This is a genomic window from Streptomyces sp. JNUCC 63, assembly GCF_054366325.1.
Map to the genome: position 1 here is coordinate 3112973 of NZ_CM135963.1, position 26488 is coordinate 3139460.

Consider the following 26488-nt stretch of genomic DNA (forward strand, 5'->3'; position numbering starts at 1 on the left):
CCCGAAATCCCGACAGAACCCGACAGAAGATGTCGGGTATCGGCGCCAGACTCACGGCATGGCAACCAACTGGGCGGCCTTCGCCGCGGCGGAGCCCGATCTGGCCACGACCGTCGAGCAGCGCTTCGGGGCGTTCACGCACCACGTCCTCGCGACCCTGCGCAAGGACGGCTCCCCCCGCACCACCGGCCTGGAGGTGCGCTTCCTGCACGGTGAGCTGTGGCTCGGCATGATGCCGGACTCGCTCAAGGCGCTCGATCTGCGCCGGGACGCGAGGTTCGCGCTGCAGGCGAATCCCGGGCCGGACACCGCGATGGCCGACGGCGACGTACGGGTTTCCGGGCGAGCGGTCGAGATGGAGGACCCCGAGGCGAAGGGGGCGTACGTGGAAGAGGTGGAACCGCCGCAGCCGTTCCACCTCTTCCGCACCGAGTTGACGGAGGTCGTACGGACCTATGTGGAGGACGACACGTATCTGGTCGTCCAGGTCTGGAAGCCCGGAGAGCCGGTGCGCACTCTCAGGCGGACCTGATCCCCTCGAAAAGAGGGGATCACTCCCACTCGATCGTCCCCGGAGGCTTCGAGGTCACGTCGAGCACGACCCGGTTGACGTCCCGGACCTCGTTGGTGATCCTCGTCGAGATCCTCGCGAGCACGTCGTACGGCAGACGCGACCAGTCGGCGGTCATCGCGTCCTCGGAGGAGACCGGGCGCAGCACGATCGGGTGGCCGTAGGTGCGGCCGTCGCCCTGGACGCCGACGGACCGTACGTCCGCGAGCAGCACCACCGGGCACTGCCAGATGTCCCGGTCCAGGCCGGCCGCCGTCAGCTCCTCGCGGGCGATGGCGTCGGCCTCGCGCAGCAGGTCCAGGCGCTCCTTGGTGACCTCGCCGACGATCCGGATGCCGAGGCCGGGGCCCGGGAACGGCTGGCGCTGGACGATCTCCTCCGGCAGGCCCAGCTCCTGGCCGACCATGCGGACCTCGTCCTTGAACAGCTTGCGCAGCGGCTCGATCAGCTTGAACTCGAGGTCCTCGGGCAGGCCGCCCACATTGTGGTGCGACTTGATGTTCGCCGTGCCGGTGCCGCCGCCGGACTCGACCACGTCCGGGTAGAGCGTGCCCTGGACCAGGAACTCCACCGCCGGACCCTCGTCCGCGATGATCTCCGCCTGGGCCTGCTCGAAGACCCGGATGAACTCACGGCCGATGATCTTGCGCTTCTCCTCGGGGTCGCTGACCCCCTTGAGCGCGGTGAGGAAGCGCTCCTCGGCGTCCACGACCTTCAGCTGGACGCCGGTCGCGGCCACGAAGTCCTTCTCGACCTGCTCGGTCTCGCCCTTGCGCATCAGGCCGTGGTCGACGTAGACGCAGGTCAGCTGGGAGCCGATGGCCTTCTGCACGAGGGCGGCGGCGACCGCCGAGTCCACGCCGCCGGACAGGCCGCAGATCGCCCGCCTGTCGCCGACCAGCTCGCGGATCGCGGCGACCTGCTCCTCGATCACGTTGCCGGTGGTCCAGTTCGGCTTGAGGCCCGCCCCGCGGTACAGGAAGTGCTCCAGCACCTGCTGGCCGTGCGTGGAGTGCATGACCTCGGGGTGGTACTGGACGCCGTAGAGCTTCTTCTCGTCGTTCTCGAACGCGGCGACCGGGACGACGTCCGTGGAGGCCGTGACGGAGAAGCCCTCGGGGGCGGCGGAGCAGGCGTCGCCGTGCGACATCCACACGTCCTGCTCGGCCGGGGTGCCCTCGAAGAGGGTGGAGGAGGGCCTGGAGACGGCCAGGGCGGTACGGCCGTACTCGCGGGCGCCGCTGTTGTCCACGGTTCCGCCGAGGGCCTGGGCCATCAGCTGGAAGCCGTAGCACATGCCGAGGACGGGGACGCCGGCCTCGAAGATCTCGCGGTCGAGGCGGGGGGCGCCCTCTTCGTACACCGAGGAGGGGCCGCCGGAGAGGATGATCGCCGCCGGGTTCTTGGCGAGCATGTCCTGCACCGGCATGGTGCTCGGCACGATCTCGCTGTAGACCCGGGCCTCGCGGACGCGACGGGCGATGAGCTGGGCGTACTGCGCGCCGAAGTCGACGACCAGGACGGTGTCGGGGGTGGCGGCAGCGGGGGTCGCTGATGACACGGGGTGCCTTCCGGCGGTTGGGCGGGTGGCTTGTGATTGTCGATTCTACCGAGGTGGCCGTGGGCCGGGTCCCGTCCCTGGGGACTCCACCCCCGGCCCCCGTCCATGCCCACCCGTCACCCGGCTCGGTGGGAGGGAAAGCGCCGTGGCATACTGGTCCCATGCTCACGCACTCGACCTTCCTCTTTACCTATGGCACCCGGCCCGCCGGCTGCCATGGTCGTGCTGCTTGAGTCAACGTCAAGCGACTTCCCAGGCGCCCCGGGCCGACAAGGCCCGGGGCGCCTGGCGTTTCTCCGGTCCTTGCCGATCCGGGGCACCGCACCCACCCAGTGAGGAGCTCCGAGATGACCGCCACCGCAACCGAGAAGACCGGCGCCAGGACCGACGAGGCCGCGAACGTGATCGCCGGCGCCCGGGAGCGCATCGACGCGCTCGACGACCGGATCATCGGCCTGGTCCAGGAGCGCATGGCCGTCTCCGCCGTCATCCAGGAGGCCCGGATCGCCTCCGGCGGCCGGCGCGTGAACCTCTCCCGCGAGATGGAGATCCTCGGCCACTACAGGGAGGCCCTGGGCAAGCCGGGCACGACCCTGGCGATGACCCTGCTGGAGCTGTGCCGCGGCAAGATCTGAACCCGGCCCGGGATCTCTCATCCGGATCCCGCCCGCATCTCACCCGTACGGCGCGTGACCGCCGCGTACGCCGCCTCGTTGTTCTCGGTGTCCGCGCCAGCCAGGGGCGGGCCCGAAAGAACCACGCGTGGCTCTCTGGAGCGATGAGGTGTGCGGATCGTGCCGTGCGCCGTGGGACCTCGCTCCAGGGAAGTGACCGGACGGCAGGGGACAGCAGCCCGGTCACCCGGATAACGGTCGGCTCCGGGGACGCCCGGGGCCGACCGGCGGGCCGATCCTCGAGTCCCCGTAGTGGACAGCGGCATTTCCGTGCACCCTCCGGCTTCCTCGGGCCGAGACCATCCGTGCGCCGGGCACCCGGCCCGCGAGCCGGCCCGCCCATGAGCCCGCTGCGCGTGACTCACGCCACATAAAAATTCTGTCAAGGACAGCACAACCTTTCATCCGCCTCCTCGGTCACACCAGCAGAACCAGGCCACGACCCGCGGCCCCACACGCGGAGGGCCTCCCCAACGTTCGTGCTGCGTCGCCGCAGTACACACCGACTTACCGAGGTCTGCATGAAACTTCGCCGTGCCATGGCAGCCGCCGCCGCGACGGCCGTGATAGCCCCCCTGGCGCTGCTGTCGGCTCCGGCCGCGTTCGCGTCCGAGGACCCCTCGCAGAGCTCCAGCCTCACCACCGAGGAGTCCTCCCCCGGGGAGACCCCGTCCTCCCCCGGCAACGACGAGTCGACCCCCGAGGAGACCCCGTCCTCCCCCAGCGACGACGAGTCGACCCCCGAGGAGACCCCGTCCTCCCCCGGCGACGACGAGTCGACCCCCGAGGAGACCCCGTCCTCCCCCGGCGACGACGAGTCGACCCCCGAGGAGACCCCGTCCTCCCCCGGCGACGACGAGTCGACCCCCGAGGAGCCGGCACCGAGCACCTCCGCCCCGGAGGAGACCGACTCCCCCGAGCCTGAGCCGTCGTTCTGCGAGGACACCAAGGTCGACGTCAGCATCAAGGGCCTGCCGGGCAAGATCGCCGCGGGCAGCGGCTGGCACAAGTTCACGCTGAACGTGGCCAACAACTCCGGTTCGACGCTCAACGACCTCGACTACTTCGCCGGGGCCTCGCCCGACAAGAACGGCGAGGACATGTTCAAGACCAGGCAGGTCCACCTGCAGGCCTGGAACCCCGTGAACAAGGTCTGGGAGGACCTCGACTCGGGCGGCTACGCGGTCGGCTACGTCGGTTACACCGACGAGCTCAAGCCCGACTACGAGGTCGACATCCCGCTGCGCATCAACGTCAAGGCCAACGCCCCGGTCGGCGCCGGCTTCTCGCTCGGCGCCACCATCTACGGCGACGGCGACGGCGAGTGCGTCGGCGTCGGCAGCGTGTCGTACAAGTTCCAGATCGTCTCGTCCGGCACGGACACCGGTGGCACCAAGCCGCAGGAAGGCGGCAAGGCTCCGATCACCGACACCAAGCCGGCCGGCAGCACGCCGAAGGTCGAGGGCAGCCTGGCCGAGACCGGCTCCAGCTCCGCCCTGCCGATGATCGGTCTCATCGGCGGTGCCGCCGTCGTCGCCGGTGCGGGGTCGATCGTGCTCGTGCGCCGTCGCAAGGCGGGTGCGGTCGCGTAACGCGCCACGTGGCTCGCAGGGCTCCGCGCGACATGTCGTAGAGCCCTGCACAAGAAGAGAAGGACCTGCGTCAGGAGGGGGACGCAGGTCCTTCTCTTCTTCTCCGCGCCCCCCTGCCGGTCACTTCTTCGGCGGCACCGCCGGCATCCCCAGGAACGGCAGCCGCAGCGCGCCGAAGGCGTCCGCCGGGACCGCCGGGTGCCGGGGTTCCACCGGCTTCAGACGCTCGTACGCCGCTCCCTGCGGCGGACGCGGGTCGGTCTCGCCCTTGTTGGGCCAGTACGACATCGCCCGCTCGGCCTGGGCGGTGATGGTCAGGGACGGGTTCACGCCCAGGTTCGCCGAGACCGCCGCGCCGTCCACGACCGAGATGCCGGGGTGGCCGTAGAGGCGGTGGTACGGGTCGATGACGCCCGTCTCGCGGGAGGCGCCGATCGGGCAGCCGCCGAGGAAGTGGGCGGTGAGCGGGGTGCCCATCAGCTCTCCCACGTTGGAGCCGGCGAAGCCGTTGATCTCGGCGGCGAGCGCGGTGGCGCCCTGAGTGGCGGCCCTGATCTGCTTGGGGTTGGGCGAGCCGTGACCCTGACGGGCCGTGAGCAGTCCCTTGCCCGGGCCGTCCGGTTTCAGGTGGGTCGTCAGGGAGTTGTCCAGGGACTGCATCACCAGGCCGATGATCGTGCGCTCCGACCAGCGGCGGTTCGACAGCGAACGCAGGACGAGCATCGGATGGCGCGCCGCGTTGCGCAGCCAGGCCGTGACCCTGGACGAGCCCTCGGCGTAGGGGACCTGCAGGATCGACAGGCCGCCCATCGAGTTGGAACCCTTGCCGTAGCGGACCGGCTCGATGTGGGTGTTCTCGTCGGGGTGGATGGAGGACGTGATGGCGACTCCGCGCGTGAAGTCCGCCTTCGGCGCGCCGGTCGCCTTGCGGTAGCGCCGGTTGTCGGTCTGGGCGCCCACCAGCGCCTCGGAGTTGGTACGGGTCAGCTCGCCCAGCCGGGGTGAGAGGTACGGAAGCCGGCCGCTCGCCTTCATGCGGTGCAGCAGCGTCTGGGTGCCGTAGGTGCCGGCCGCCAGGACCACCCTGCGTGCCGTGAAGAAGCGGCCCGCGCCCTTCTTCTTGTTGTCCGTCGGGAGGGTGGCGACCGCGTAGCCGCCCCGCGAGTCGTCCGTGACCGACACGACCGTCGTCATGGGGTGGACCACCGCGCCGGCCTTCTCGGCGAGGTGGAGGTAGTTCTCGTTCAGCGTGTTCTTCGCGCCGTGCCGGCAGCCCGTCATGCACTCGCCGCACTCGGTGCAGGCGTTGCGGTCGGGACCCGCCCCGCCGAAGTAGGGGTCCGCGACCCGCTCCCCCGCCTTCGCCCTCGCCTTGCCGTCGGCGTCCTCGCCGTCGCCGAAGAACACCCCGACCGGCGCCATGTGGAAGGTGTCGCCGACGCCCATCCGCTGCGCGGCCGCCTTCAGGTGGACGTCGGAGGGGGTCATGGTCGGGTTGAGCCGTACGCCGAGCATGCGCCGGGCCTGGTCGTAGTACGGCTTCAGCTCCTCCTGCCAGTCGGTGATGTCCCGCCACTGGGGGTCGTCGAAGAAGGCCTTCGGCGGTACGTAGAGGGTGTTGGCGTAGTTGAGGGAGCCGCCGCCGACTCCGGCGCCGGCCAGCACCATGACGTTGCCGAGCAGGTGGATGCGCTGGATGCCGTACATGCCGAGCTTCGGGGCCCACAGGTAGTTCTTCAGGTCCCAGGAGTTCTTCGGCAGGCTCTCGCGGGTGAAGCGGCGGCCGGCTTCCAGGACGCCGACGCGGTAACCCTTCTCGGTCAGGCGGAGCGCGGTGACGGAGCCGCCGAACCCGGAGCCCACGACGATGACGTCGTAGTCGTAGCCGTCTTGAGACACGTACTCTCCTCGTCGGGAACGGTGTGCCGTCTAGCGGAAGCGGAACGCCTTCATCAGCCTCAGGCTGCGGCTCATGAACGCCGCGTACCTCTCGTCGTCCATGCCGAGTGACGGGGCCATGGGCAGCAGCCGCTGGTGGGCGAGGGTCTGGGCCTCGGTGTACTTGAGGATGCCCTCGGAGCCGTGCCGGCGGCCGAGGCCGGAGTCCTTCATACCGCCCATCGGCGACTGGACGCTGCCGTAGGCGGGGGCGTAGCCCTCGTTGATGTTCACCGTGCCGGTACGCAGCCGGGCGGCGACCTCGCGGCCGCGGCGGGCGTCCTTCGTCCAGACCGACGCGTTCAGGCCGTACGGCGTGGAGTTGGCGCGCTCGACGGCCTCGTCGTCGGTCTTGAAGCGGTAGACCGAGACGACCGGGCCGAAGGTCTCCTCGGTGCACACGGACATGGGGGCCTCGACGCCGTCGAGGATGGTCGGCTCGTAGAAGTAGGGGCCGATGTCCGGGCGGGCGACACCGCCCGCGACCACCTCGGCGCCCTTGGCGACGGCCTCCTCCACGTGCCGCGCGACGGTCTCCAGCTGCCGCTCGCCGACCAGCGATCCCATGTCGGCGCCGTACGCCAGCGACGTGCCGAGCCGCATCGCCCGGGTACGGACGGCGAAGCGCTCGAGGAAGGTGTCCGCGATCGCCTCGTGGACGTACAACCGCTCGATGGAGATGCACAGTTGGCCGGCGGAGGAGAAGCAGGCGCGGACCGCTCCCGCCGCCGCCTTCTCGATGTCGGCGTCCCTCAGGACCAGCATGGCGTTCTTGCCGCCGAGTTCGAGGGAGACGCCGATCAGACGGGCGGCGGCGCCCTGGGCGACCTCACGGCCGGTGCGGGTGGAGCCGGTGAAGGAGACGTAGTCGGCGTGCTGGACGACCTCGGGACCGACGACCGGGCCGTCGCCGATGACGACCTGGAACACCTCGGCGGGCAGCCCGGCCTCGATCAGCAGGTCACGGGCCCACAGGGCGGTGAGGCAGGTCTCCGTGTCCGGCTTCATGACCACCGCGTTGCCCGCGACGAAGGCGGGGAGCGCGTCGCCGACCGACAGCTCCAGGGGGTAGTTCCAGGGGGCGATCTGGCCGACGACGCCGCGCGGGTGGCGCAGTTCGGTGACCTCCGTCAGCGCCGGAATGGCGCCGGTGTGCCGCTTGGGCCTCAGGTACGCGGCGGCGCGGCGGCCGTAGTGCCGGGCGGCGACGGTGACGGCCTGCACCTCCTCGTGCGCGTGCAGGCGGGCCTTGCCGGTCTCCAGCTGGATCAGGTCCAGGACCTCGGCCTGGCGTTCCAGGACCAGGTCGTGGAAGCGGAGCAGGACGGCCGCGCGCCGCCGTACGGGGATCCGCGCCCAGACGGCCTGCGCGGCGCGGGCCCGCTCGAAGGCGAGGGCGACGTCCTCGGGGGTGGACTCGGGCAGATCGGCGAGCTTCTCCCCGGTGAACGGCGTGTGGTTGGCGGTCCGGCCGGATCCGACGACGCCCTTGGTGAGCTGGGCGACCAGCTCGGGCGTCACCACATCGGCGGCGGTGCGGACCCCCGCGGGGGCGGGGGCCAAGGGATTCGTGCCGGTCTTCACCGGGGCCTGCGCATCCGTCATGAGGCGCAGGGTATGCCGCACCGGCGGCTTTGTGTACCCGTCGGTAATGACGATTCACCGAGCGCTCACAGGCCGCCAGTGATCACTGGCAACAAACGCCCTGATCAGGGCGTTGTCACGGCCGGTCGATGTCCAGGTTGGCGATTGCGGTCTTCGCCACCTCGCGGCCGCGTTCGGTGAAGTCGCCCTTGCCGGGGTAGCCGACGGTGAGCTTGTACATGTCGCCCGCGGTGGTCTTGTAGTAGAAGATCCGCAGCTCGCGCGGCATCGGGTGCGTGCTGTCGTTGGTGGTGTAGACGACCGTGTTCTCGGCGGCCTTCTTGCCCCGGTACGTGGACTCCTTGGTGTGGGTCGTCGGATTTCCGGGCATGTCGAGCTCGTAGCTGCCGGACTGCTTGAAGGAGCCGTTGTCGTCGTACATCTGGGCGGCCGCGGAGTCCTTGATGTCGCGTTCGGACTCCTCGGACTTCTTCAGCAGGCGCAGATTGACCGTGATGCTGCCGCTCCAGTCGCTGTAGGCCACCCAGTGCTTCTTGGTGATGCTCTTCGGGTCCGGCACCTCGCGCTGGTAGTCCTTCGGCACGGCGATCGTCGCGGCGACGTCCTTCTCGTGGTGGGTCTCCCAGCCCTCGGGCAGCGGCCCCGCGAACGGGCGCGCGATCAGGACGTACGCCGTCACCGCCGCCGCGACGGCCGCGGCACCGAGCCCGAGCCACGCCTTGCGGCCGAGCCTGGGGGAAGGTCTTTTGCCCTCGGCGTACCGCACCACCTGTGTGGGTGCCGGCGCGGGCGGGGCGGCGGCCGCCTCCAGCAGGGCGCGCACCCGTGCGGCGTCCGGCCGGTGCGCCGGGTCCTTGTGCAGCAGGCCGTTGATGACCTCGGCGAGCGGGCCCTGCGCGGCGGCCGGCGGCGCGGGCGTGGCGTTGAGGACCGACTGGAGGGTGGCGGGTGTGTTGCTGCGGCGGAACGGGGAGACGCCCTCCGTGGCCGCGTACAGCACCACGCCGAGCGACCACAGGTCGGAGGCCGGGCCGGGCCGCTGTCCCAGCACCCGCTCCGGCGCGATGTACTCGGGGGAGCCGACGAAGCCGCCGGTGTCGGTCAGGTTGGTCTCGCCCTCGATCTGGGCGATGCCGAAGTCGGTGAGGACGATCCGGTCGTGCCGGCCGAGCAGGATGTTGTCCGGCTTGACGTCCCGGTGCAGGATGCCCGCGGCGTGCGCGGCCTGAAGCGCGCCGAGCACCGCGAGGCCGATCCTGGCCGCCTCGCGGGCGTCCAGCGTGCCCTCCTGCAGGGCGGCGCCGAGCGAGCGGCCCTGCACCAGCTCCATCACGATCCACGGCTGCCCGTCGACGACGGCGACGTCGTGGACGTTGACGACCGCGGGGTGGTCGAGCCGGGCGGCGGCGCGGGCCTCGCGGCGCATGCGCTCGAAGGCGTTGGCACGTTCCCGTTCGGGGAAGTGGTCGGGGATACGGGGCTCCTTGACGGCGACCTCGCGGTCCACCGTCTCGTCCTTGGCCCGCCACACGGTCCCCATGCCGCCGTGCCCGAGCTTGGCGAGCAGCCGGTAGCGCCCGCCGATCAGCCGCCCGGCGCCGGGGTCCTGCGGCTGCGCCGGGGCGGGGGCCTGCGGCTGCCCGCCGCCGCTGCTCTGTGCGGGCATGGCGTACGGGTTGTGCGGGTGGGGCACCCGTGCCTGCGGGTTCGGCGGTTGCAGGGCGAAACTCGTCGGCTCGTCGGCCCCGTGGTGGGCAGCCCCGTTGTTGCTCATGGATCCATCCATATCGTGCCCCCCGCCGCCGCCTCCACGAGGGGTGCCATCCGGTCACAGACCCGTGACCTAGCCGGGACGGAAGGTGTCCACCGCGACGTCGAAGTGCTCCTTGGACTCGCGCGTCCTGTCGACCGGTGCCGACATCCATACGTCGTACATCTGCCCGTCCTGTTCCCAGCACAGGTCGTAGGTGTGCCGCGGGCCCTCCGCCGCGCTGAAGCCGTTCCAGGTGAACTCCCACAGGGCGGCCGGGTGTCCGTTGTGCGTGGTGCCGGTGACCCGGCCGTCGTGGTAGCCGGGGTTGGTGTCCGGTCCGGCGGCGTCGGCGCGGCGCATCACCGCGAGGGGGCCGCCGGCGTCGGGAGCGGCGATCTTGATGCCGAGGCGGAAGGACTCCCCCGGCGACACGTAGAAGATGCGCTCGCCCTGCGGCTTGCGGGTGAAGCCGTCCGGTACGGCGACGGTGAAGCCGGCCGGGTCCCGGACCAGGTGGTGGCCCTGGGGCGCGGTGGGGCCGTCGGCGGCGGGCGGGGCGGGCCGGGTGACGGTGACCGTGGAAACGGGGGTGGCCGGCGAAGTGGTCGACGGTGACGGCGTGGACGACCGGGCCGCGGTGCTCGCCGGCGTGCTCACCGATGTCCGCGGCGCCGAAGTCGTCGGCGTACCGCCGCCGTCGCCGCCTCCGCGCATCAGCAGCGCCGCCGCCGAGACGCCCGCCCCGGCCATCGCGGCGACCAGCAGCGCCGCGACCAGCACACTCCGGGTGGAGCGCCGGGCGGGATCCTGGGACGCGGTGTCGGCCGTCGGCGGCGCGGCGGGCGTCGGCCGGGGCGCGTGGGGCGATACGGGGACGTCGCGCTGCGTGGGTGTGCAGCGGGCCGGCGGCGTCGGTGTACGGCCCGACTCCAGGAAGGCCCGCAGCATCCGTTCCGCCTCGTCCGCCGCCAGCCGCCGGTCCGGGTCGCGCTCCAGCAGCCCCCGTACGACGGGCAGGATCGGCGCGGCCTGCGGAGGTGGCCGGATCTCGTCGAAGACGACCGCGTGCAGGATGCCGCCCAGCGAGTCGCGCCGGAACGGCGACTCACCGCTGAGCGCGGTGCACAGCAGCGCGCCGAGCGACCACAGGTCGGACTCCGGGCCGGTCCTGGCCCCGGACATCCGCTCCGGCGCGGTGTACTCCGGCGAGCCGACGAAGGACCCGGTCTCGGTGAGTGTGGTGGCGCCGGCCACCTGGGCGATGCCGAAGTCGGTGAGGACGATCCGGTCGGTGGCGGACTCCACCAGGACGTTCGCGGGCTTGATGTCCCGGTGCAGGACACCGGCGGCGTGGGCCGTGCGCAGCGCGCTCAGCAGGGCGATGCCGATACGGGCGCCTTCGGCGGCGTCCACCGGGCCGCGCGCGGCGATCCGGTCGGCGAGCGAGCCGCCGTCGATCAGCTCCATGACGATGTACGGGCGTTCGTCCTGCTCGACGATGTCGTACACGACGATGACGTGCGGATGCCGCAACTGCGCGACGGCGCGTGCCTCGCGCACCGTCCGCTCCCGCTGCACCGATGCCTCCTCGGCGGACAGCGTCTCGTCGAACGGGAGTTCCTTGACCGCGACCTCCCGTCCGAGCAGCTGGTCGGTCGCCCGCCACACGACGCCCATGCCTCCGCGTCCGAGCCGCGCCTGAAGGCGGTAACGGCCCGCGATGACACGGGAGTCGTCCCCCTCGGTCCCCATGCGCCCCATCATGCCGCAAGGAGCAGCGGCGTTCCGGGGCGCCGACCGGCCAAGGATCGGGCTCCGCCGCGTCAGCTCCCGTCCGGCTGCCAGCTCTGCAGCACGGTCCTGAACTGCTTCTCGGTGGTCGCCCAGTCCTCCTCGGGTGAGGACATGTAGATCGCGTACTCGACGCCCTCGCGGGAGAAGTACGTCTCCTCGACGGCGTGCCGCGGGCCGGGGAACGGCGTGTCCTTGGCCAGGGCCGTCCAGGTGTACTCCCACAGCGCGCCCGGACGGTCGCGGTAGGTGTTGGCCTCCAGGGTCACCCGCCGGTAGTCGACCAGCCGCTGGAGCTGCTGTTCCAGGTCGAGTTGGTGAGCGTGTGCGCTGGGGAAGTCCGGCGAGTCGTCGACGGCGATGCGGATGAAGTGCTTGCCGCCGTCGGGCGTGTAGTCGACCTGGCCGGTGGCCTTGTCGAACTCCTGCCGCTTCCAGCTCGCGTCGGGCACGGCGATGCTGAAGCCGTAGGGGTCGCTCTTGCGCACCCAGCCGGGCGGGAGGTCGCCGGTGTCGTCGGTGCTCGTGGAGGGCGTGGGGTTCGGCGGGGACGACTGGGAGGTGCCGTTGCCCTGGTGTCGGCCCTGGTCCCACTTCAGCAGGGCGACCGCGGTGCTGCCGCCGACGAGCGCGGCGAGGGCCACGACGAGGACGAGGGTGCGCAGGCGGCGCCTGGGTGGCGCGGCGGCGGTCGTCGTGACGGGTGCGGGTGCGACGTCGGTCGGCCAGGTCGGTGCGGTCGGCCCGGTCGGCCCGGTCGGTGCGGTCACCGGCGGGTACGGGGTCGGGGACGCCGTACCGGTCCCGGTGGCGTGGGTGACGGTCTCCCGGTGGTTTCCGACCGCCTGCGTGGGCACGTACACCTGCGCGCTGCTCGGCCGTCGTCCCTCGGCGGCCTCGGCGAGCATCTGCTCGACCTCCTCCGCCTGCGGTCGCCCGGCCGGATCCTTGCGCAGCAGGGCGGTGATGACGGGAGCGAGCGGACCGGCGCACCGCGCCTCGCGGGGCTCCTCGTCGACGACCGCCTGCATGGTGCTCAGCGGCGAGGTGCGGCGGAACGGCGACAGGCCCTCCACGGCCGTGTAGAGCGTGGCGCCCAGCGCCCACAGGTCGGAGGCCGGGCCCGGGTCGTGGCCGCGGACGCGCTCGGGGGCCAGGTAGTCGACCGAGCCGACGACCTCTCCGGTGCGGGTGATGGTCGTATCACCCTCTATCTGGGCGATGCCGAAGTCGGTGAGCAGGACGCGGCCGTCCTGGCCGAGCAGGACGTTGCCGGGCTTGACGTCGCGGTGCAGCACCCCGGCGGCGTGCGCGGCGCGCAGGGCGCGCAGCACCCACAGGCCGATCCGGGCGGCCTCCTCCGGCTCCACCCGGCCCTGTTCCTTGACCTCGTCCGCCAGCGAGCGGCCCTCGACCAGCTCCATCACGATCCACGGGCGGCCGTCGTGCTCCAGTACGTCGTGCACGGTGACGACGGCGGAGTGGTTGATCCGCGCGGCGGCGCGCGCCTCGGCCCGGGTGCGCGCGAGCAGGACCGCCTGGTCGCTCCCGGCGGCGTAGAGCGCGGCGGTCAACTCCTTGATGGCGACGGCCCGGTGCAGCACCTCGTCGTGCGCGCGCCACACCCGGCCCATGCCGCCGCTGCCGATGGCGTCGGCGAGCCGGTAGCGGCCCGCGAGGAGCAGGCCCTGCATCTGATTCACGTTTCCCCGCAATGGTCTTGACAGGGTCAGGGTAAGTTCCGGCCACCCCGCAGGGAACCAGCGGGGCCCCGAGGAGTCCCGACTGTGACGGTTGTCGCTTCCCGGGGCCGGCGGGCCCTCCCGTGGTCAACCCGTGTACCGGTACGTCGTCGAGGCCTGCTCGTACAGCTTGGTCACCTGGTCCCGCTGGGCCTCGGGTCCCCGGACCTGCACGACGTGGTACCTGCCGTCGAGGAGGATGGCCAGATTGCGCACGAAGAGCTGCTGCCCGTTCGCGCCCGTCCACGTGAACTGCCCCTCGGCCATGGTGCGTCCGCCCACCTGGATGGTCTGCAGCCCGGAGGAGGTGGCCCAGCTGGAGGCGCGGTAGCCCTGCAACTCGCTCTCCTTCTCCCGCTGGTACGCCATCGGGTCGCTGCCGAACTCGGCGGCGCTGTCCCGGCCGGGTACGACGATCAGCTCGAAGGTGCCGTGGGAGTAGACGACTTGGCCCCGGTCGTTCTTGGGCGTACGGGCCCAGTCCTTGGCGACGGCGACCTGGAACCCGGCGGGGTCCTCGCGGAGGGTGAAACCGTCGGCGACGCCGGGGACCGTGGTCTGTGCCTCGGTCGAACCGGCGGACCCGGAGGGGCTGTTGTCGGTGCGGGGCGAGGACTGGGAGGGGCTGGGCCGGGGCGCACCGTCCGACTTCGCCGGGGCCGGGCTCGCCTCACCGGCGGTTCTGGTGCGATCGCCGCTCGCCGCGCCGTCGTGGCCGGCCTTCGGCATGAACAGCATCGCGTACGCGATGGCGGCGGCCAGCAGAAGCAGGATCAGCAACAGCAGGGTGCGGCCCAGACTCCGCGGCGAACGGGACTGCTGCCTGGCCCGCTTGTGCCGCCCGTGCGTGGCGGGCAGCCCGGCGCGCCGCCTGCGCACCAGCTCGCCGCGGCGGCGTACGACCGGCAGCCGGCTCGAGTCGGCGGGCGGGGCGGCGATGACGTGCGCGCCGGCCTCCGGCTCGGGCGCGGACCGCACCAGTGAGCGCAGCCAGCCGCGCAGTTCCTCGAAGTCCGGGCGTTCGGTGGGGTCCTGACGCAGCAGCGACTCCACGACCGGCCGCAGCGGCCCGCACTCCTCCGCGTAGGCGGGCGGCTCGGCGCACACCATCTGCACCAGTTCGGCGGTCGACTCCTCCGGGTACGGCGCATGCCCCTGTACGGCCCTGAAGAGCAGCGCGCCCAGCGCCCACAGGTCGGTCGCCGGTCCGATGGGCGCGGCCAGCTGCCAGTTCTCGTGGACGGGCCCGGCCTGCTCCGGCGCCCACCGCTCGGTCACCGGTCCCACCACGGCCATCCGCGCCTGCCGAGCCCGCTCGGCCGCGAGCGCGGTGGCGGGTCCGCGCGGCACGGGGGTGCCGGCGGCGGGGTCGTCCCAACGGGCGGGGGTATCCCAACGGGCGGGGTCGTCCCAACGGGCGGGAGCGCCGCCGGGCTCGGGGCGGCCCTGAGGGGGCACCGCCGGGGTGGGGGCGGTGCCTGGAGTGCCATGGCCCGGGTCCGAGGCGCCCTGGTGCGCGCCCGGAGTGCCGTAGCCCTGGTCCGTGGCGGAGCCGGGCTCGCCCCCGGGGAGCGCCGTGTGCCGGCCGGTGTCGCCGGGTGGGAGGGGGAGGCCGGTCCCGGTGCGGGACGCGGTGCCGTTCCAGGAGTGGGCCCGGACGCCGTAGGGGTCGGCTATCCGGCCCGGAGGGGTGGGTTGGCCCTCGCGGTCCGTGCCTGTTCCGGGGGCGGCGTCGGCCCGGGTCTCGCCCTCGGCGGGCGGACGGGCGCCGGGCAGCGCGGCGCGTGCGCTCTGCTGGGCCTCCTGCACGCGGGCAGCCGCCCTCGCGCCCGCGCGGTACGCGGCGATCGCCCCGGCCCGTGCCGCCCTGATGTCCCCGCCGGTCTCCGGCGTCCGCCGGGCGAGCCCGCCCGATGCCCCGGGCCCCGTCTCCGCACCCGGCAGCGGCAACGGCCCGGCCGCCCGTGCCTCTATCGCGGCCCGCCGCGCGGCCTCCGGGTCCGCCGGGACGGGGTCCGCGCCGGTCGCGGGCCCCCCGAAACCGCCCTCGCCGGGCACACCCCGCGCGGGACCACCGGACGCCCCCGCAGCCCCGCCGAAGCCGCCCGTGACCCCGTTGAATCCACCGCGGCCACCAACGCCGCCGGCGCCGGGCCCACCGAGGCCGCCCGCGCCGCCGGAACCACCCGATGCGCCCGCGGCTCCGTCCGGCTCCCCCTCGGGCAGCGCGTCCAGGGCCGCGTCCTCGCCCTCCACCCCCCGCACCGGTACCGGGTCGTACCCGCACAGGGCCTCCTCCGCCGCGCCGGCCGCGAGGCCGGTCAGCATGACGCGGCCGTCGTCGCAGACGAGGACCGTGCGGGCGGTGATGTTGCGGTGCACCCAGCCGTGGGCGTGCAGGACCCGCAGCGCCATGAGGATGTCGGAGGCGATCTCGGCCGCCCGGTACGGCGTCAGCGGTTTCTCGGCGAGCAGCGCCGCCAGCGGTCGCGCGGCCACCCGTTCGCTGACGATCCACAGCGAACCGCCCTCCGCGAACACGTCGAAGACCTGGTCCAGCCGAGGGTGATCGGGGATCCGCGCCGCGGCCTGCGCGGCCTCGACCGCCCTCCGCACCGCCGGATCGGCGGGCCGCCGCGTCGCCGTGCGTGCGGAACGATCCCCGCCCGCCGTACGCCCGCTCCGCGCCGAGGGCCCCCGGAAGGCGCCGTCGCGCGCCGTGAAACCGTCGGGCAGCCCGTCCGCGTCGAGCACCTCCGCCTCGACCACCTCCGGCAACGGCACCTGCCGGACGAGGACTTCCTGTCCGCTGTAGGTGTCGAAGGCCCGCGTCTCGGTGAGTTCGTACTCGTCGGACGGAGGCAGCGGCAGGCGGTAGCGGTCGGCGAGAACCCGGCCCGCGTAGTCGTCCACGTTGCCTCCCCCGGCCGCACGCCCGGTCAATTCCGTTCGCCACGCGTCCCGTTCCCGATGCTTACGGTCCGCAACCACTCACGATACGTGCCGGAGGCAACCCGCAAAGAGGGGATGACGGATCTCGCGCCTCGAACCCGGGGTCACGACTTCTTCGGCCGGAAGGTCTCCGTCAGCGTCTCCCACGTGCTCTCGCGCAGGTCGCTGTCCCAGTTCGCGGCCTTCGCGGTGTACATCAGCGCGTGGCCGAGGTGGTCGTTCACCACGAACCCGCGGTCGATGACGCGGTACTTGGTCCCGCCGTCGACGTAGGTGAACTCCCAGTCGGCGGTCTTCCAGCCTTGGTATTCCACCTTCTCTATGCGGACCCGCTTGTACTGGGGGCGCACCATGCCCTTTTCCTGGTTGGTCCAGTCGGCGACCGGGTCGCCCTTCGGCGTGGACGTCCAGCCGACCAGCAACTTCTGCCCGTCGGGGCCGGTGAAGCGGGCCCCCGCGGGGTCGGTGGTCGCGTACTTCCAGCCCGCGGGGAGTCCGATGGAGAAGCCTTGCGCGCTCTTGTACGTCGATGCCACGGCGCCGTCGTCCCCGGGCCCGTCCTCTCCGGAGTCGGAACCGGAATCGGACCCGGAGCCGTCGTCGCCCGACGTCCCGGTGCCGGCGTTCGTGGCCGGCTTGCCGCTCGAACCGTCGGCACTCGCCGCGGAGTCGGCCTCGTCCCCGCCCGTGCCGGTGCCGCTGCTCACGTCCTCCTTGGTCGAGGCACCCGCGGACGTCCCGGCGGTGGCGGTCGTGCGGCCGTCTCCGCTCTTGGCTCCCTTGGGGTCCTTGTCGTCCCCGCCGAGCGTGAACGCCAGCACGGCGCCGATCACGGCGAGCACCACGGCCAGCGCGATGATCACCAGCGTCCGCCGTGGCACCACGTCGGTGATCGGCGCCCTGGGCGGCGCCGACCGCGGCGGCAGGTCCGGCGTCGGCATCACGGGCCACCCCGAACTGGGCTGCCCGGCCCGCGCGCCACCGGCCGGCCCGGAAGCGGGGGCACTCTGCGTCCGGGGCTCCGCGGCCGCCACGGCGGCGACCCCGCTCCCCGGGCCCGAACCCGTGCGGCCGGCCGGCGACTTGGTGCGGGCCGCGGCCGCCGAGGGGGCCGCGCCTGCCGTCACGGCGGCCTTGCGCACCGAGCGCAGTGCCCCGCGCAGCCGGTCGCCCGCCTCCTCACCCCGCCTGCCGCCGTAGGCGGAACCGGAACCCGCCGAACCGCCTCTGCCCTTGCCTCCGCCGGGCTGTGCGGGCAGTGAGATGACCTTGGTGGCGTCCTCGGGCGGCTCCGGTTCGGCGCCCTTCGGCTCGGGCGCGTTGATGACGGCCTTGAGCATGGTCCGGGCGCCGGTGTCGTCGAGCCGCTCCGCCGGGTCCTTGGTCAGCAGGCCGTGGATGACGTCCCTGAGCGGGCCGGCGTTCTTGGGTTCCTCCAGCGGCTCGGTCATCACCGCGGTCAGGGTGGCGATCGCCGAGCCCTTGTCGTACGGCGGCGCGCCCTCCACCGCCGCGTACAGCAGGCCGCCGAGCGACCACAGGTCGGCCGCCGGGCCCGGCTTGTGGCCACGGGCCCGTTCCGGCGAGATGTAGGAAGGGGCGCCGACGAGCATGCCGGTGGAGGTGATGGACGGGTCGCCCTCGACCTGGGCGATGCCGAAGTCGGTGAGCACGACCCGGCCGTCGTCGGCGATGAGCACGTTGGACGGCTTCACGTCGCGGTGCAGGATGCCCTGGCGGTGCGCGGAGCGCAGCACGTCGAGGACCGCGAGCCCGACCTCGGCCGCCCGCCGCGGCTCCAACAGTCCGTCCTCGCGGATGACCTCGGCCAGGGACTTGCCCTCGACGAGTTCCATGACGATCCACGGCCGGTCGTCCTCGTCGACCACGTCGAAGACGGTCACCGCGCTGGTGTCGCGGATCCGGGCGATCGCCTTGGCCTCGCGCAGCGTGCGCGTGATCAGCCGCCGTTTCTCGTCCTCGTCGATGTTCGACGGGAACCGCAGTTCCTTGACGGCGACCGTACGGCCCAGGGTCTCGTCCTCGGCGCGCCACACGGTGCCCATGCCGCCGCGACCGAGCACGTCCCCCAGCCGGTACCGGCCGGCGAGAAGACGCTCGCTCTTGTCCTGCAGAGTGTCCTGACGAGTGTCCTGACGGGGTGTCCCCGCCCGCTCCGCCTCCGACATGCGTCCCCTCATGCAACCCGCCCTGACAGAGCCTCCATTGTCTCTCACCCGACAAGTGCTCAACGCCCAGGGTGCCCCTGAGGACACCCCGGGACCGCGCTCGAACGGCCTGTCGTACACGCCGGGATGACGGGCCGTGACAAGGAAGAAGCCACGGGTGCCGACCCTTCGGACCATTCCGTCCATAACCTGCGTCGCACACCCTGCGCGGAACGGCGGACCCGGCCCGGAAGTCGCCGTGAGGAATTTCCGGAACAGGCTTCCGGAACGACTTCCGGGCGGCTTACAACGGCACGATGTCCGGCGCCCCCAGCCGGGCCGCGTCGGCCGTCAGATCGTCGGGCTGGCGCTGCGACTCCCGCTCGGCCTCCACCCGCTTCTCGTAGTGCTCGACCTCGCGTTCGATCTGGTCCTTGTCCCAGCCCAGCACCGGCGCCATCAGCTCGGCGGCCTCCCGGGCGCTGCGCGTGCCCCGGTCGAAGGTCTCGATGGATATGCGCGTACGCCGGGTCAGTACGTCGTCCAGGTGCCGCGCGCCCTCGTGGGAGGCGGCGTGGACGATCTCGGCGCGCAGGTAGTCGTCGGCGCCCTGCAGGGGCGCGCCCAGCGCGGGGTTCTCGGTGACCAGGGCCAGGACCTCCCGGGCCGCCGACCCGTACCGCCTGAGCAGGTGCTCCACGCGCACCACGTGGAGACCGTGGTCGGCGGCGATGCGCGCCCGCGCGTTCCACAGGGCGGGGTAGCCCTCGGCGCCGTACAGCGGTATCTCCTCGGTGACGCAGTCGGCGACCCGCATGTCCAGGCCGTGCACCGCCTCGTCGACGGCGTCCTTGGCCATCACCCGGTACGTCGTGTACTTGCCGCCCGCGACCACGACCAGACCCGGCGCCGGATGGGCCACGGTGTGTTCGCGCGACAGCTTGCTGGTGGCGTCGGACTCGCCGGCCAGCAGCGGCCTGAGCCCCGCGTACACGCCCTGCACGTCGTCGCGGCCGAGCGGCACCGCGAGGACCGAGTTCACGCGCTCCAGCAGGTAGTCGATGTCGGCGCTGGAGGCGGCCGGGTGGGCCTTGTCGAGGTCCCAGTCGGTGTCGGTGGTGCCGACGATCCAGTGCCGACCCCAGGGGATCACGAACAGGACGGACTTCTCGGTGCGCAGGATCAGCCCGGTGGTGGAGTGGATGCGGTCCCTGGGCACGACGAGGTGGATGCCCTTGGAGGCGCGGACGTGGAACTGGCCGCGCTCGCCCACCATCGCCTGGGTGTCGTCGGTCCACACCCCGGTGGCGTTGACGACCTGCTTGGCGCGGACCTCGTACTCGCCTCCGCCCTCCACGTCCCGCACCCGGGCGCCGACGACACGCTCGCCCTCGCGCAGGAACCCGGTGACGCGCGCGCGGTTGGCGGCCTTCGCGCCGTACGACGCCGCGGTGCGCACCAGGGCGGCCACGAAGCGGGCGTCGTCCACCTGTGCGTCGTAGTACTGCAGGGCGCCGACCAGGGTGTCCTTCTTCAGGCAGGGGGCGACTCGCAGGGCGTGACGGCGGGTCAGGTGGCGGTGCAGGGGCAGGCCCCGGCCATGGCCGCGGGCCATCGACATGGCGTCGTAGAGGGCGACGCCGGAGCCGGCGTACAGGCGCTCCCAGCCCTTGTGCTGCAGCGGGTAGAGGAACGGCACCGGCCGGACCAGGTGGGGTGCGAGGCGCTCCAGCAGCAGGCCGCGCTCCTTCAGCGCCTCGCGGACGAGCGCGAAGTCGAGCATCTCCAGATAGCGCAGTCCGCCGTGTATCAGCTTGCTGGAGCGGCTCGAGGTGCCCGACGCCCAGTCGCGCGCCTCCACGATGCCGGTGGACAGGCCGCGGGTGACGGCGTCCAGGGCCGTGCCCGCGCCGACCACGCCTCCGCCCACGACCAGGATGTCCAGCTCCCGCTCGGCCATTCCCGCCAGTGACTCGGCGCGCTGCGCCGGCCCCAGTGCCGCTGTCCTCACCGCTGCCTCCCGCTGTCCGTCGCGCCGGCCGCACCCGTCGGGCGAAGCCCGTTCCCATCCCCCATGCCTCTCCCTTGTCCCCTCACCTCCTGCCCATGCCCAAATTCTGACGGGGTTGCCCGGCTTCAGCCACCAGTCGCCCCCAGCCTGTGGACAACTCTCCCCGGCTCACCGAGAAACACGCTGGTCAATCCCACAAAACGGTCATATTTACTCCTAGTCTGACATTGCGCTCGCTCGTCCTGTCCACAGGACTTGCGTACCTGCCACGCCTCGGTTACTGGGAAGGACGGCCCACGCCATGCCCGCAGATCTCGCCGTCATCGGACTCGGTCCTCTCGGCCTGCCCCTGGCCCAGGCCGCCGTCGCCGCCGGCATCCCGACCCTCGGGTACCGCATCGGGGAGGAGTCCGGTGCCCTCAGCCCAGCCGAACTGCGCCGGATGCTCTCGGGGGGCTTCCGGCCGGCCACCAACCCGGCCGAGCTCGGCCGGGTGCGCACCGCGGTGATCTGCGCGGCGACCCCGCGCGGCTCGGACGGCGGCCTCGACCTGAGCCAGGTGGAGGCCGCCGCCCGTGCGCTCGCCGGGCACCTGCGCCCGCACACCACCGTGATCCTGGAGTCGCCCGTGTACCCCGGGACCACGGAGGACTTCCTGCGCCCCCTGTTGGAGAAGGGCTCCGGCCTGCGCGCGGGCCGTGACTTCCACCTCGCCCACTCGCCCAGCCGTGTCGACCCCGGCAACCGCGACTTCACCCCCGCCAACACGCCCAAGGTGATCGGCGGCCTGACCCCGGCCTGCACCGAGTCGGCCGCCGCGTTCTACGGCCGGCTCACCGACAAGGTGGTACGCGCGCGTGGGCTCAGGGAGGCCGAGACGGTCCAGCTCCTGGAGACCAACTACCGGCACGTCAACATCGCCCTCGTCAACGAGATGGCCGTCCTCTGCCACGACCTCGGCGTCGACCTGTGGGACGTGGTCCGCTGCGCGGAGACCAAGCCGTTCGGCTTCCAGGCCTTCCGCCCCGGCCCCGGCGTCGGCGGCCACGGCCTCCCCCAGGACCTGACCGGCCGGGCGAGCCGCGGCCTGCGCATGGTGGAACTCGCCCAGCAGGTCAACAGCCGCATGCCCCGCTACGTCGTCCAGCGCGCCGCCACCCTCCTGAACGAGCACGGCAAGTCGGCCCGGGGCGCCCGGGTCCTCCTGCTGGGCGTCACCTACAAGCCCGACCTCGCCGACCTGCAGGGCACGCCCGCCGAGGAGATCGCCGTCCGGCTGATGGGGCTCGGCGCCTCCGTCAGCTACCACGACCCGCACGTGCCCGCGTGGAGCGTCCTGGACCGGCCCGTACCTCGCGCGGACTCCCTGTACGAGGCGGTGGCCGACGCCGACCTGACGATCCTGCTCCAGCACCACCGCACGTACGACCTGCAAGGGCTGTCGGTGAAGGCCCAGCTGCTGCTGGACACGCGGGGGGCGGCGCCCACGGGGGCGGCGCACCGGTTGTGAAGGGGGGCGCGTGGGGGTGCTGGACTTCCGCGGCTGGTGGCACACGGCGTTCTGCGCCAGTAGCGTACAGAACACGAAAAGCCGCAAGATCCACCTTCTCCGGTACCGGGCGCCCAACGACGGATCCGGTACGGTACAAAAAGGTGGAGCCCACCGCAGCGGGTACTGCGGCAGGCTCCGGGATGATTCACGGAGTGTCCGCCCCTACTTCTCTTAGGGGCGGCCGCTCATCATCCAAAGATCCGCAAGATCCACCTCCTCCGGAACTTCACCAGCCGCAGCCGAATACGGTCCCAGCGGGTGGGCTTGCGGTGACGGCCCATGGGCGCGCCCCCTTCCATGAAGCCGCCCAGAGACCCGGTAGGCGGTTCATTGGTTTCGGGCCGGGCCCCGAGGCGCGAGGTCCGGACCGTGTCCTTGGAAGGGGGCGCCCCAGAGAACCGGGTCGCCAGGCACGGACATTACCGGCTCGAAACGGCCCTCCCCCGCGTATTCGCCCCGAAGGCAACCGCGCGCCCCCGTAACGCACAACGCGCTCCCACCTGCGCACACGCGAAGGGGCCCGGTCACCACGTGACCGGGCCCCTTGAATGAACGCCGTACGGCTAACGGCTACCGCTTGTGCTGCGAGTCCCCCACCGTCACCTCGACCCGCTGGAACTCCTTCAGCTCGCTGTAGCCGGTCGTGGCCATCGCCCGCCGCAGCGCGCCGAAGAAGTTCATGGAGCCGTCAGGGGTGTGCGAGGGACCCGTGAGGACCTCCTCGATCGTGCCGACCGTGCCCAGGTCGACCTTCTTGCCGCGCGGCAGCTCCTCGTTGACGGCCTCCATGCCCCAGTGGTGGCCCCTGCCGGGCGCGTCCGTGGCGCGGGCCAGCGGGGAGCCCATCATCACGGAGTCCGCGCCGCAGGCGATCGCCTTGGGCAGGTCGCCGGACCAGCCCACGCCGCCGTCCGCGATCACGTGCACGTACCGGCCGCCGGACTCGTCCATGTAGTCGCGGCGGGCCGCGGCCACGTCGGCGACCGCGGTGGCCATCGGGACCTGGATGCCGAGCACGTTGCGCGTGGTGTGCGCGGCACCGCCGCCGAAGCCGACCAGGACGCCGGCCGCGCCCGTGCGCATCAGGTGCAGGGCCGCGGTGTAGGTGGCGCAGCCGCCGACGATCACCGGGACGTCGAGCTCGTAGATGAACTGCTTCAGGTTCAGCGGCTCGTGCGAGGACGAGACGTGCTCGGCCGAGACCGTCGTACCGCGGATGACGAAGATGTCCACGCCCGCGTCGACCACGGCCTTGGAGAACTGGGCCGTGCGCTGCGGGGAGAGCGCGGCGGCGGTGACCACGCCGGACTCGCGCACCTCCTTGATGCGCGCGCCGATCAGCTCCTCCTTGATGGGGGCGGCGTAGATCTCCTGCAGCCGGCGGGTGGCGGACTCGGCGGGCAGCTCGGCGATCTCGTCGAGCAGCGGCTGCGGGTCCTCGTAGCGCGTCCACAGGCCCTCGAGGTTGAGCACGCCCAGGCCGCCCAGCTCGCCGATGCGGATGGCGGTGGCCGGGGAGACGACCGAGTCCATGGGCGCGGCCAGGAAGGGCAGCTCGAAGCGGTAGGCGTCGATCTGCCAGGCGATCGAGACCTCCTTCGGGTCCCGCGTACGGCGGCTGGGCACGACGGCGATGTCGTCGAAGGCGTACGCCCGGCGGCCGCGCTTGCCGCGCCCGATCTCGATCTCAGTCACGTTGGTGGCCTTTCCCTGATGCGTTGCAGCGTCTTCCAGTATCGCCGACACCCACGACAAGGGCGGCCCCGGAGCAACCGGAGCCGCCCTCGACCGGACGCCGGACGTGCTTCACGCGTACGCGTGCGTCACTTCTTGCTGCTGTAGTTCGGCGCCTCGACCGTCATCTGGATGTCGTGCGGGTGGGATTCCTTCAGACCCGCCGAGGTGATCCGTACGAACTTGCCGTTCGCCTGCAGCTCGGAGACCGTCTTGCCGCCGACGTAGAACATCGACTGGCGCAGACCGCCGACCAGCTGGTGCACGACCGAGGCCAGCGGGCCGCGGTAGGGGACCTGGCCCTCGATGCCCTCGGGGATCAGCTGCTCGTCGGAGGCGACGCCCTCCTGGAAGTAGCGGTCCTTGGAGAACGACTTGCGGTCGCCGCGGGTCTGCATGGCGCCCAGCGAGCCCATGCCGCGGTAGGACTTGAACTGCTTGCCGTTGATGAACAGCAGTTCGCCCGGGGACTCCTCGCAGCCGGCCAGCAGCGAGCCCAGCATCACCGTGTCGGCGCCGGCGACCAGGGCCTTGGCGATGTCGCCGGAGTACTGCAGGCCGCCGTCGCCGATGACCGGGACGCCGGCCTCCTTGGCGGCCAGCGAGGCCTCGTAGATGGCGGTGACCTGCGGGACGCCGATGCCGGCGACCACGCGGGTGGTGCAGATGGAGCCGGGGCCGACACCGACCTTGATGCCGTCGGCGCCCGCGTCGACCAGGGCCTGGGCACCGTCGCGGGTGGCGACGTTGCCGCCGATGACGTCGACGCCGGACGCGTTCGACTTGATCTTGGAGATCATGTCGCCGACCAGCCGGGAGTGGCCGTGCGCGGTGTCGACGACGATGAAGTCGGCGCCCGCCTCGATCAGGGCCTGGGCGCGCTCGAAGGCGTCCCCGGCCACGCCGACCGCCGCGCCGACCAGCAGCCGGCCCTTGGCGTCCTTGGCGGCGTTGGGGTACTGCTCGGCCTTGACGAAGTCCTTGACCGTGATCAGGCCCTTGAGGACGCCCGCGTCGTCGACCAGCGGCAGCTTCTCGATCTTGTGGCGGCGCAGCAGCGCCATGGCGTCCGCGCGGGAGATGCCCACCGTGCCGGTGACCAGCGGCATCGGCGTCATGACCTCGCTGACCCGGCGTGAGCGGTCGGGCTCGAAGGCCATGTCACGGTTGGTGACGATGCCCACCAGCTTGCCGGAGGGGTCCGTGACGGGGGTGCCGCTGATGCGGAACTTGGCGCACAGCGCGTCCGCCTCGGCGAGCGTGGCCTCCGGGTGGATGGTGATGGGGTTGGCCACCATGCCGGACTCGGAGCGCTTGACCAGGTCGACCTGGTTGGCCTGGTCCTCGATGGACAGGTTGCGGTGCAGCACGCCGACGCCGCCCTGGCGGGCCATGGCGATCGCCATGCGCGACTCGGTCACCTTGTCCATGGCGGCGGACAGCAGCGGGACGTTGACCCGCACGTTCTTGGAGACGTACGAGGCGGTGTCGATCTCGTCGGGCGCCATGTCCGACGGGCCCGGCAGCAGCAGCACGTCGTCGTAGGTCAGCCCGAGTGTCGCGAATTTCTCGGGCACTCCGTCGACGTTGGCAGTCATGACACCTTCCCCAAATGGCCTTGATCGGTGCGGATGTCCATGCTAACGGGAAGCACGGCTGTCTCATTCCACGGTTCTGGGTGGCTTCAGGCCTCGTGTGTTCGTACGGAACCGTCGCACCGTCGGTTCAACCGCCGGGACGGCTACTGCTCGGCGAGGGCACGCAGGCGGCTCAGCGCGCGGTGCTGCGCCACCCTGACCGCCCCCGGTGACATTCCCAACATCTGTCCCGTTTCCTCCGCGGTCAGCCCCACCGCGATGCGCAGGAGCAGCAGCTCGCGCTGGTTCTCCGGGAGGCTGGCCAGCAGCTTCTTGGCCCACTCGGCGTCGCTGCTGAGCAGGGCGCGCTCCTCCGGACCCAGGGAGTCGTCCGCGCGCTCGGGCATCTCGTCCGAGGGCACGGCCGTCGAGCCCGGGTGCCGCATGGCGGCGCGCTGCAGATCGGCGACCTTGTGGGCGGCGATGGCGAAGACGAACGCCTCGAAGGGGCGACCGGTGTCCTTGTAGCGCGGCAGGGCGAGCAGGACGGCGACACAGACCTCCTGGGCGAGGTCCTCCACGAAGTGGCGCGCGTCGCCCGGGAGCCGGGACAGCCGGGTGCGGCAGTAACGCAGCGCGAGCGGATGGACCCGGGCGAGCAGATCGTGGGTGGCCTGCTCGTCACCGTCGACGGCGCGGTGGACGAGTGCACCGATCGCCCCTTGGGCAAGTGCCGCCTGGTCGTCGCGCATCGGTCCATGGTGCCTTGGCCTCGTCCGTTCCGTGGCACCGCCTTCGTGGTTGTGCACTGAAGCGTTATGAGCAGGTGCGCCGAAGCTCATCCCCTGCGCCCTCCCCTTCCGCTCGACCGACTCGTCCGCGAGGAACTCCACACCTCAAGCATGCGTCATCCCCGCCGAAACGAGCAGCGGGCACCGGGCGAGCCGCTTTGCCACCGGCGGCGGCGATGAGGTAGGGGGCGTCGCACGCCCGCACCGACGGGCGTCACCGGTGCCGCGGCGACCGGCACCCAGGCCGTCCTGACGGCACGCCGGCCGTCGACGACTGCCCTGCCCGCCCCGGCACCGTGCCGCGCCGATCTCCCGCCCTGTCGCACCGCGTCCACTGCCCACCCAGGTGGTCGATGTCGTACACGCGCGTGTTCGGCGGTCGGCGATGCCGTACGGCGGCCGATGGCTGCCGGTCCTCGTTCCGGTGAGGCCGCCGACGTCGGTCGGCGTCGTACGCGGAGTACGGCCACATACCT

General features: G+C 72.1%; 16 protein-coding genes. 4 read left to right on the forward strand and 12 right to left on the reverse strand.

The genetic code is table 11. The features are described 5' to 3' along the window. Positions 1-58: 58 nt before the first annotated feature. On the forward strand, positions 59-532 hold the full coding sequence (locus ACX25U_RS14055) for a pyridoxamine 5'-phosphate oxidase family protein (RefSeq protein ID WP_454392080.1): 474 nt from the start codon (positions 59-61) through the stop codon (positions 530-532). Positions 533-551: 19 nt separating this feature from the next. Here ACX25U_RS14055 and guaA read toward each other — a convergent pair whose 3' ends face one another. Further along, positions 552-2132, reverse strand: coding sequence for a glutamine-hydrolyzing GMP synthase (gene guaA, locus ACX25U_RS14060; RefSeq protein ID WP_454392082.1), 1581 nt, complete (start codon positions 2130-2132; stop codon positions 552-554). Between the two features lie 347 nt (positions 2133-2479). Here guaA and ACX25U_RS14065 point away from each other — a divergent pair, with 347 nt between their 5' ends. Beyond that, entirely contained in the window at positions 2480-2767 is a 288-nt protein-coding gene (locus ACX25U_RS14065; protein ID WP_454392084.1) for a chorismate mutase, read from the forward strand. Between the two features lie 560 nt (positions 2768-3327). Beyond that, positions 3328-4398, forward strand: coding sequence for an LPXTG cell wall anchor domain-containing protein (locus ACX25U_RS14070; RefSeq protein WP_454392086.1), 1071 nt, complete (start codon positions 3328-3330; stop codon positions 4396-4398). A 120-nt stretch (positions 4399-4518) separates the two neighbouring features. Here the strand turns inward: ACX25U_RS14070 and ACX25U_RS14075 are convergent, their stop codons facing one another. The 8 genes from ACX25U_RS14075 to ACX25U_RS14110 form a co-directional block, all read right to left on the reverse strand. Then, on the reverse strand, positions 4519-6297 hold the full coding sequence (locus tag ACX25U_RS14075) for a GMC family oxidoreductase N-terminal domain-containing protein (protein ID WP_454392088.1): 1779 nt from the start codon (positions 6295-6297) through the stop codon (positions 4519-4521). A gap of 30 nt (positions 6298-6327) precedes the next feature. Next, positions 6328-7941 (reverse strand): succinic semialdehyde dehydrogenase, encoded by a 1614-nt coding sequence (locus ACX25U_RS14080; RefSeq protein WP_454392090.1) that lies wholly within the window; start codon positions 7939-7941, stop codon positions 6328-6330. A gap of 115 nt (positions 7942-8056) precedes the next feature. After that, positions 8057-9715, reverse strand: a complete 1659-nt coding sequence (locus ACX25U_RS14085) for a serine/threonine-protein kinase (protein WP_454392092.1) — start codon at positions 9713-9715, stop codon at positions 8057-8059. Positions 9716-9784: 69 nt separating this feature from the next. Continuing rightward, positions 9785-11446, reverse strand: coding sequence for a serine/threonine-protein kinase (locus ACX25U_RS14090; protein ID WP_454392094.1), 1662 nt, complete (start codon positions 11444-11446; stop codon positions 9785-9787). Positions 11447-11517: 71 nt separating this feature from the next. Beyond that, complete coding sequence (locus ACX25U_RS14095) at positions 11518-13179, reverse strand: protein kinase domain-containing protein (RefSeq protein WP_454394269.1); 1662 nt, start codon at positions 13177-13179, stop codon at positions 11518-11520. A 135-nt stretch (positions 13180-13314) separates the two neighbouring features. Next, positions 13315-16140, reverse strand: a complete 2826-nt coding sequence (locus ACX25U_RS14100) for a protein kinase (protein ID WP_454392096.1) — start codon at positions 16138-16140, stop codon at positions 13315-13317. A gap of 143 nt (positions 16141-16283) precedes the next feature. Beyond that, positions 16284-18368 carry a serine/threonine-protein kinase gene (locus ACX25U_RS14105; protein WP_454392098.1) on the reverse strand — a complete coding sequence of 695 codons (2085 nt, stop codon included), beginning with the start codon at positions 18366-18368 and terminating at the stop codon, positions 16284-16286. 283 nt (positions 18369-18651) lie between these two features. Beyond that, on the reverse strand, positions 18652-20358 hold the full coding sequence (locus ACX25U_RS14110; protein WP_454392100.1) for a glycerol-3-phosphate dehydrogenase/oxidase: 1707 nt from the start codon (positions 20356-20358) through the stop codon (positions 18652-18654). A 301-nt stretch (positions 20359-20659) separates the two neighbouring features. Here ACX25U_RS14110 and ACX25U_RS14115 point away from each other — a divergent pair, with 301 nt between their 5' ends. Then, a complete protein-coding gene (locus tag ACX25U_RS14115) occupies positions 20660-21868 on the forward strand; it encodes a nucleotide sugar dehydrogenase (protein WP_454392102.1) in 1209 nt (402 codons plus the stop codon). A 612-nt stretch (positions 21869-22480) separates the two neighbouring features. On the opposite strand, the gene ACX25U_RS14120 is transcribed toward ACX25U_RS14115, so the two are convergent. From ACX25U_RS14120 to ACX25U_RS14130, 3 genes are all read right to left on the reverse strand, one after another. Next, positions 22481-23605 (reverse strand): GuaB3 family IMP dehydrogenase-related protein, encoded by a 1125-nt coding sequence (locus ACX25U_RS14120; RefSeq protein WP_454392104.1) that lies wholly within the window; start codon positions 23603-23605, stop codon positions 22481-22483. A 128-nt stretch (positions 23606-23733) separates the two neighbouring features. Next, complete coding sequence (gene guaB, locus ACX25U_RS14125) at positions 23734-25242, reverse strand: IMP dehydrogenase (protein WP_454392106.1); 1509 nt, start codon at positions 25240-25242, stop codon at positions 23734-23736. A 143-nt stretch (positions 25243-25385) separates the two neighbouring features. Next, positions 25386-25973 (reverse strand): sigma-70 family RNA polymerase sigma factor, encoded by a 588-nt coding sequence (locus ACX25U_RS14130; protein ID WP_454392108.1) that lies wholly within the window; start codon positions 25971-25973, stop codon positions 25386-25388. Between the last annotated feature and the right edge of the window lie 515 nt (positions 25974-26488).

Excerpts from the sequence above, each read along its gene's own strand:
- ACX25U_RS14115 (WP_454392102.1), top strand. The coding sequence starts at position 20,660 with ATGCCCGCAGATCTCGCCGTCATCGGACTCGGTCCTCTCGGCCTGCCC.
- guaB (WP_454392106.1), bottom strand. The coding sequence starts at position 25,242 with ATGACTGCCAACGTCGACGGAGTGCCCGAGAAATTCGCGACACTCGGG.
- ACX25U_RS14070 (WP_454392086.1), top strand. The coding sequence starts at position 3,328 with ATGAAACTTCGCCGTGCCATGGCAGCCGCCGCCGCGACGGCCGTGATA.
- ACX25U_RS14130 (WP_454392108.1), bottom strand. The coding sequence starts at position 25,973 with ATGCGCGACGACCAGGCGGCACTTGCCCAAGGGGCGATCGGTGCACTC.
- ACX25U_RS14085 (WP_454392092.1), bottom strand. The coding sequence starts at position 9,715 with ATGAGCAACAACGGGGCTGCCCACCACGGGGCCGACGAGCCGACGAGT.
- ACX25U_RS14090 (WP_454392094.1), bottom strand. The coding sequence starts at position 11,446 with ATGGGGACCGAGGGGGACGACTCCCGTGTCATCGCGGGCCGTTACCGC.
- ACX25U_RS14065 (WP_454392084.1), top strand. The coding sequence starts at position 2,480 with ATGACCGCCACCGCAACCGAGAAGACCGGCGCCAGGACCGACGAGGCC.
- ACX25U_RS14105 (WP_454392098.1), bottom strand. The coding sequence starts at position 18,368 with ATGTCGGAGGCGGAGCGGGCGGGGACACCCCGTCAGGACACTCGTCAG.
- ACX25U_RS14095 (WP_454394269.1), bottom strand. The coding sequence starts at position 13,179 with ATGCAGGGCCTGCTCCTCGCGGGCCGCTACCGGCTCGCCGACGCCATC.
- ACX25U_RS14055 (WP_454392080.1), top strand. The coding sequence starts at position 59 with ATGGCAACCAACTGGGCGGCCTTCGCCGCGGCGGAGCCCGATCTGGCC.
- ACX25U_RS14080 (WP_454392090.1), bottom strand. The coding sequence starts at position 7,941 with ATGACGGATGCGCAGGCCCCGGTGAAGACCGGCACGAATCCCTTGGCC.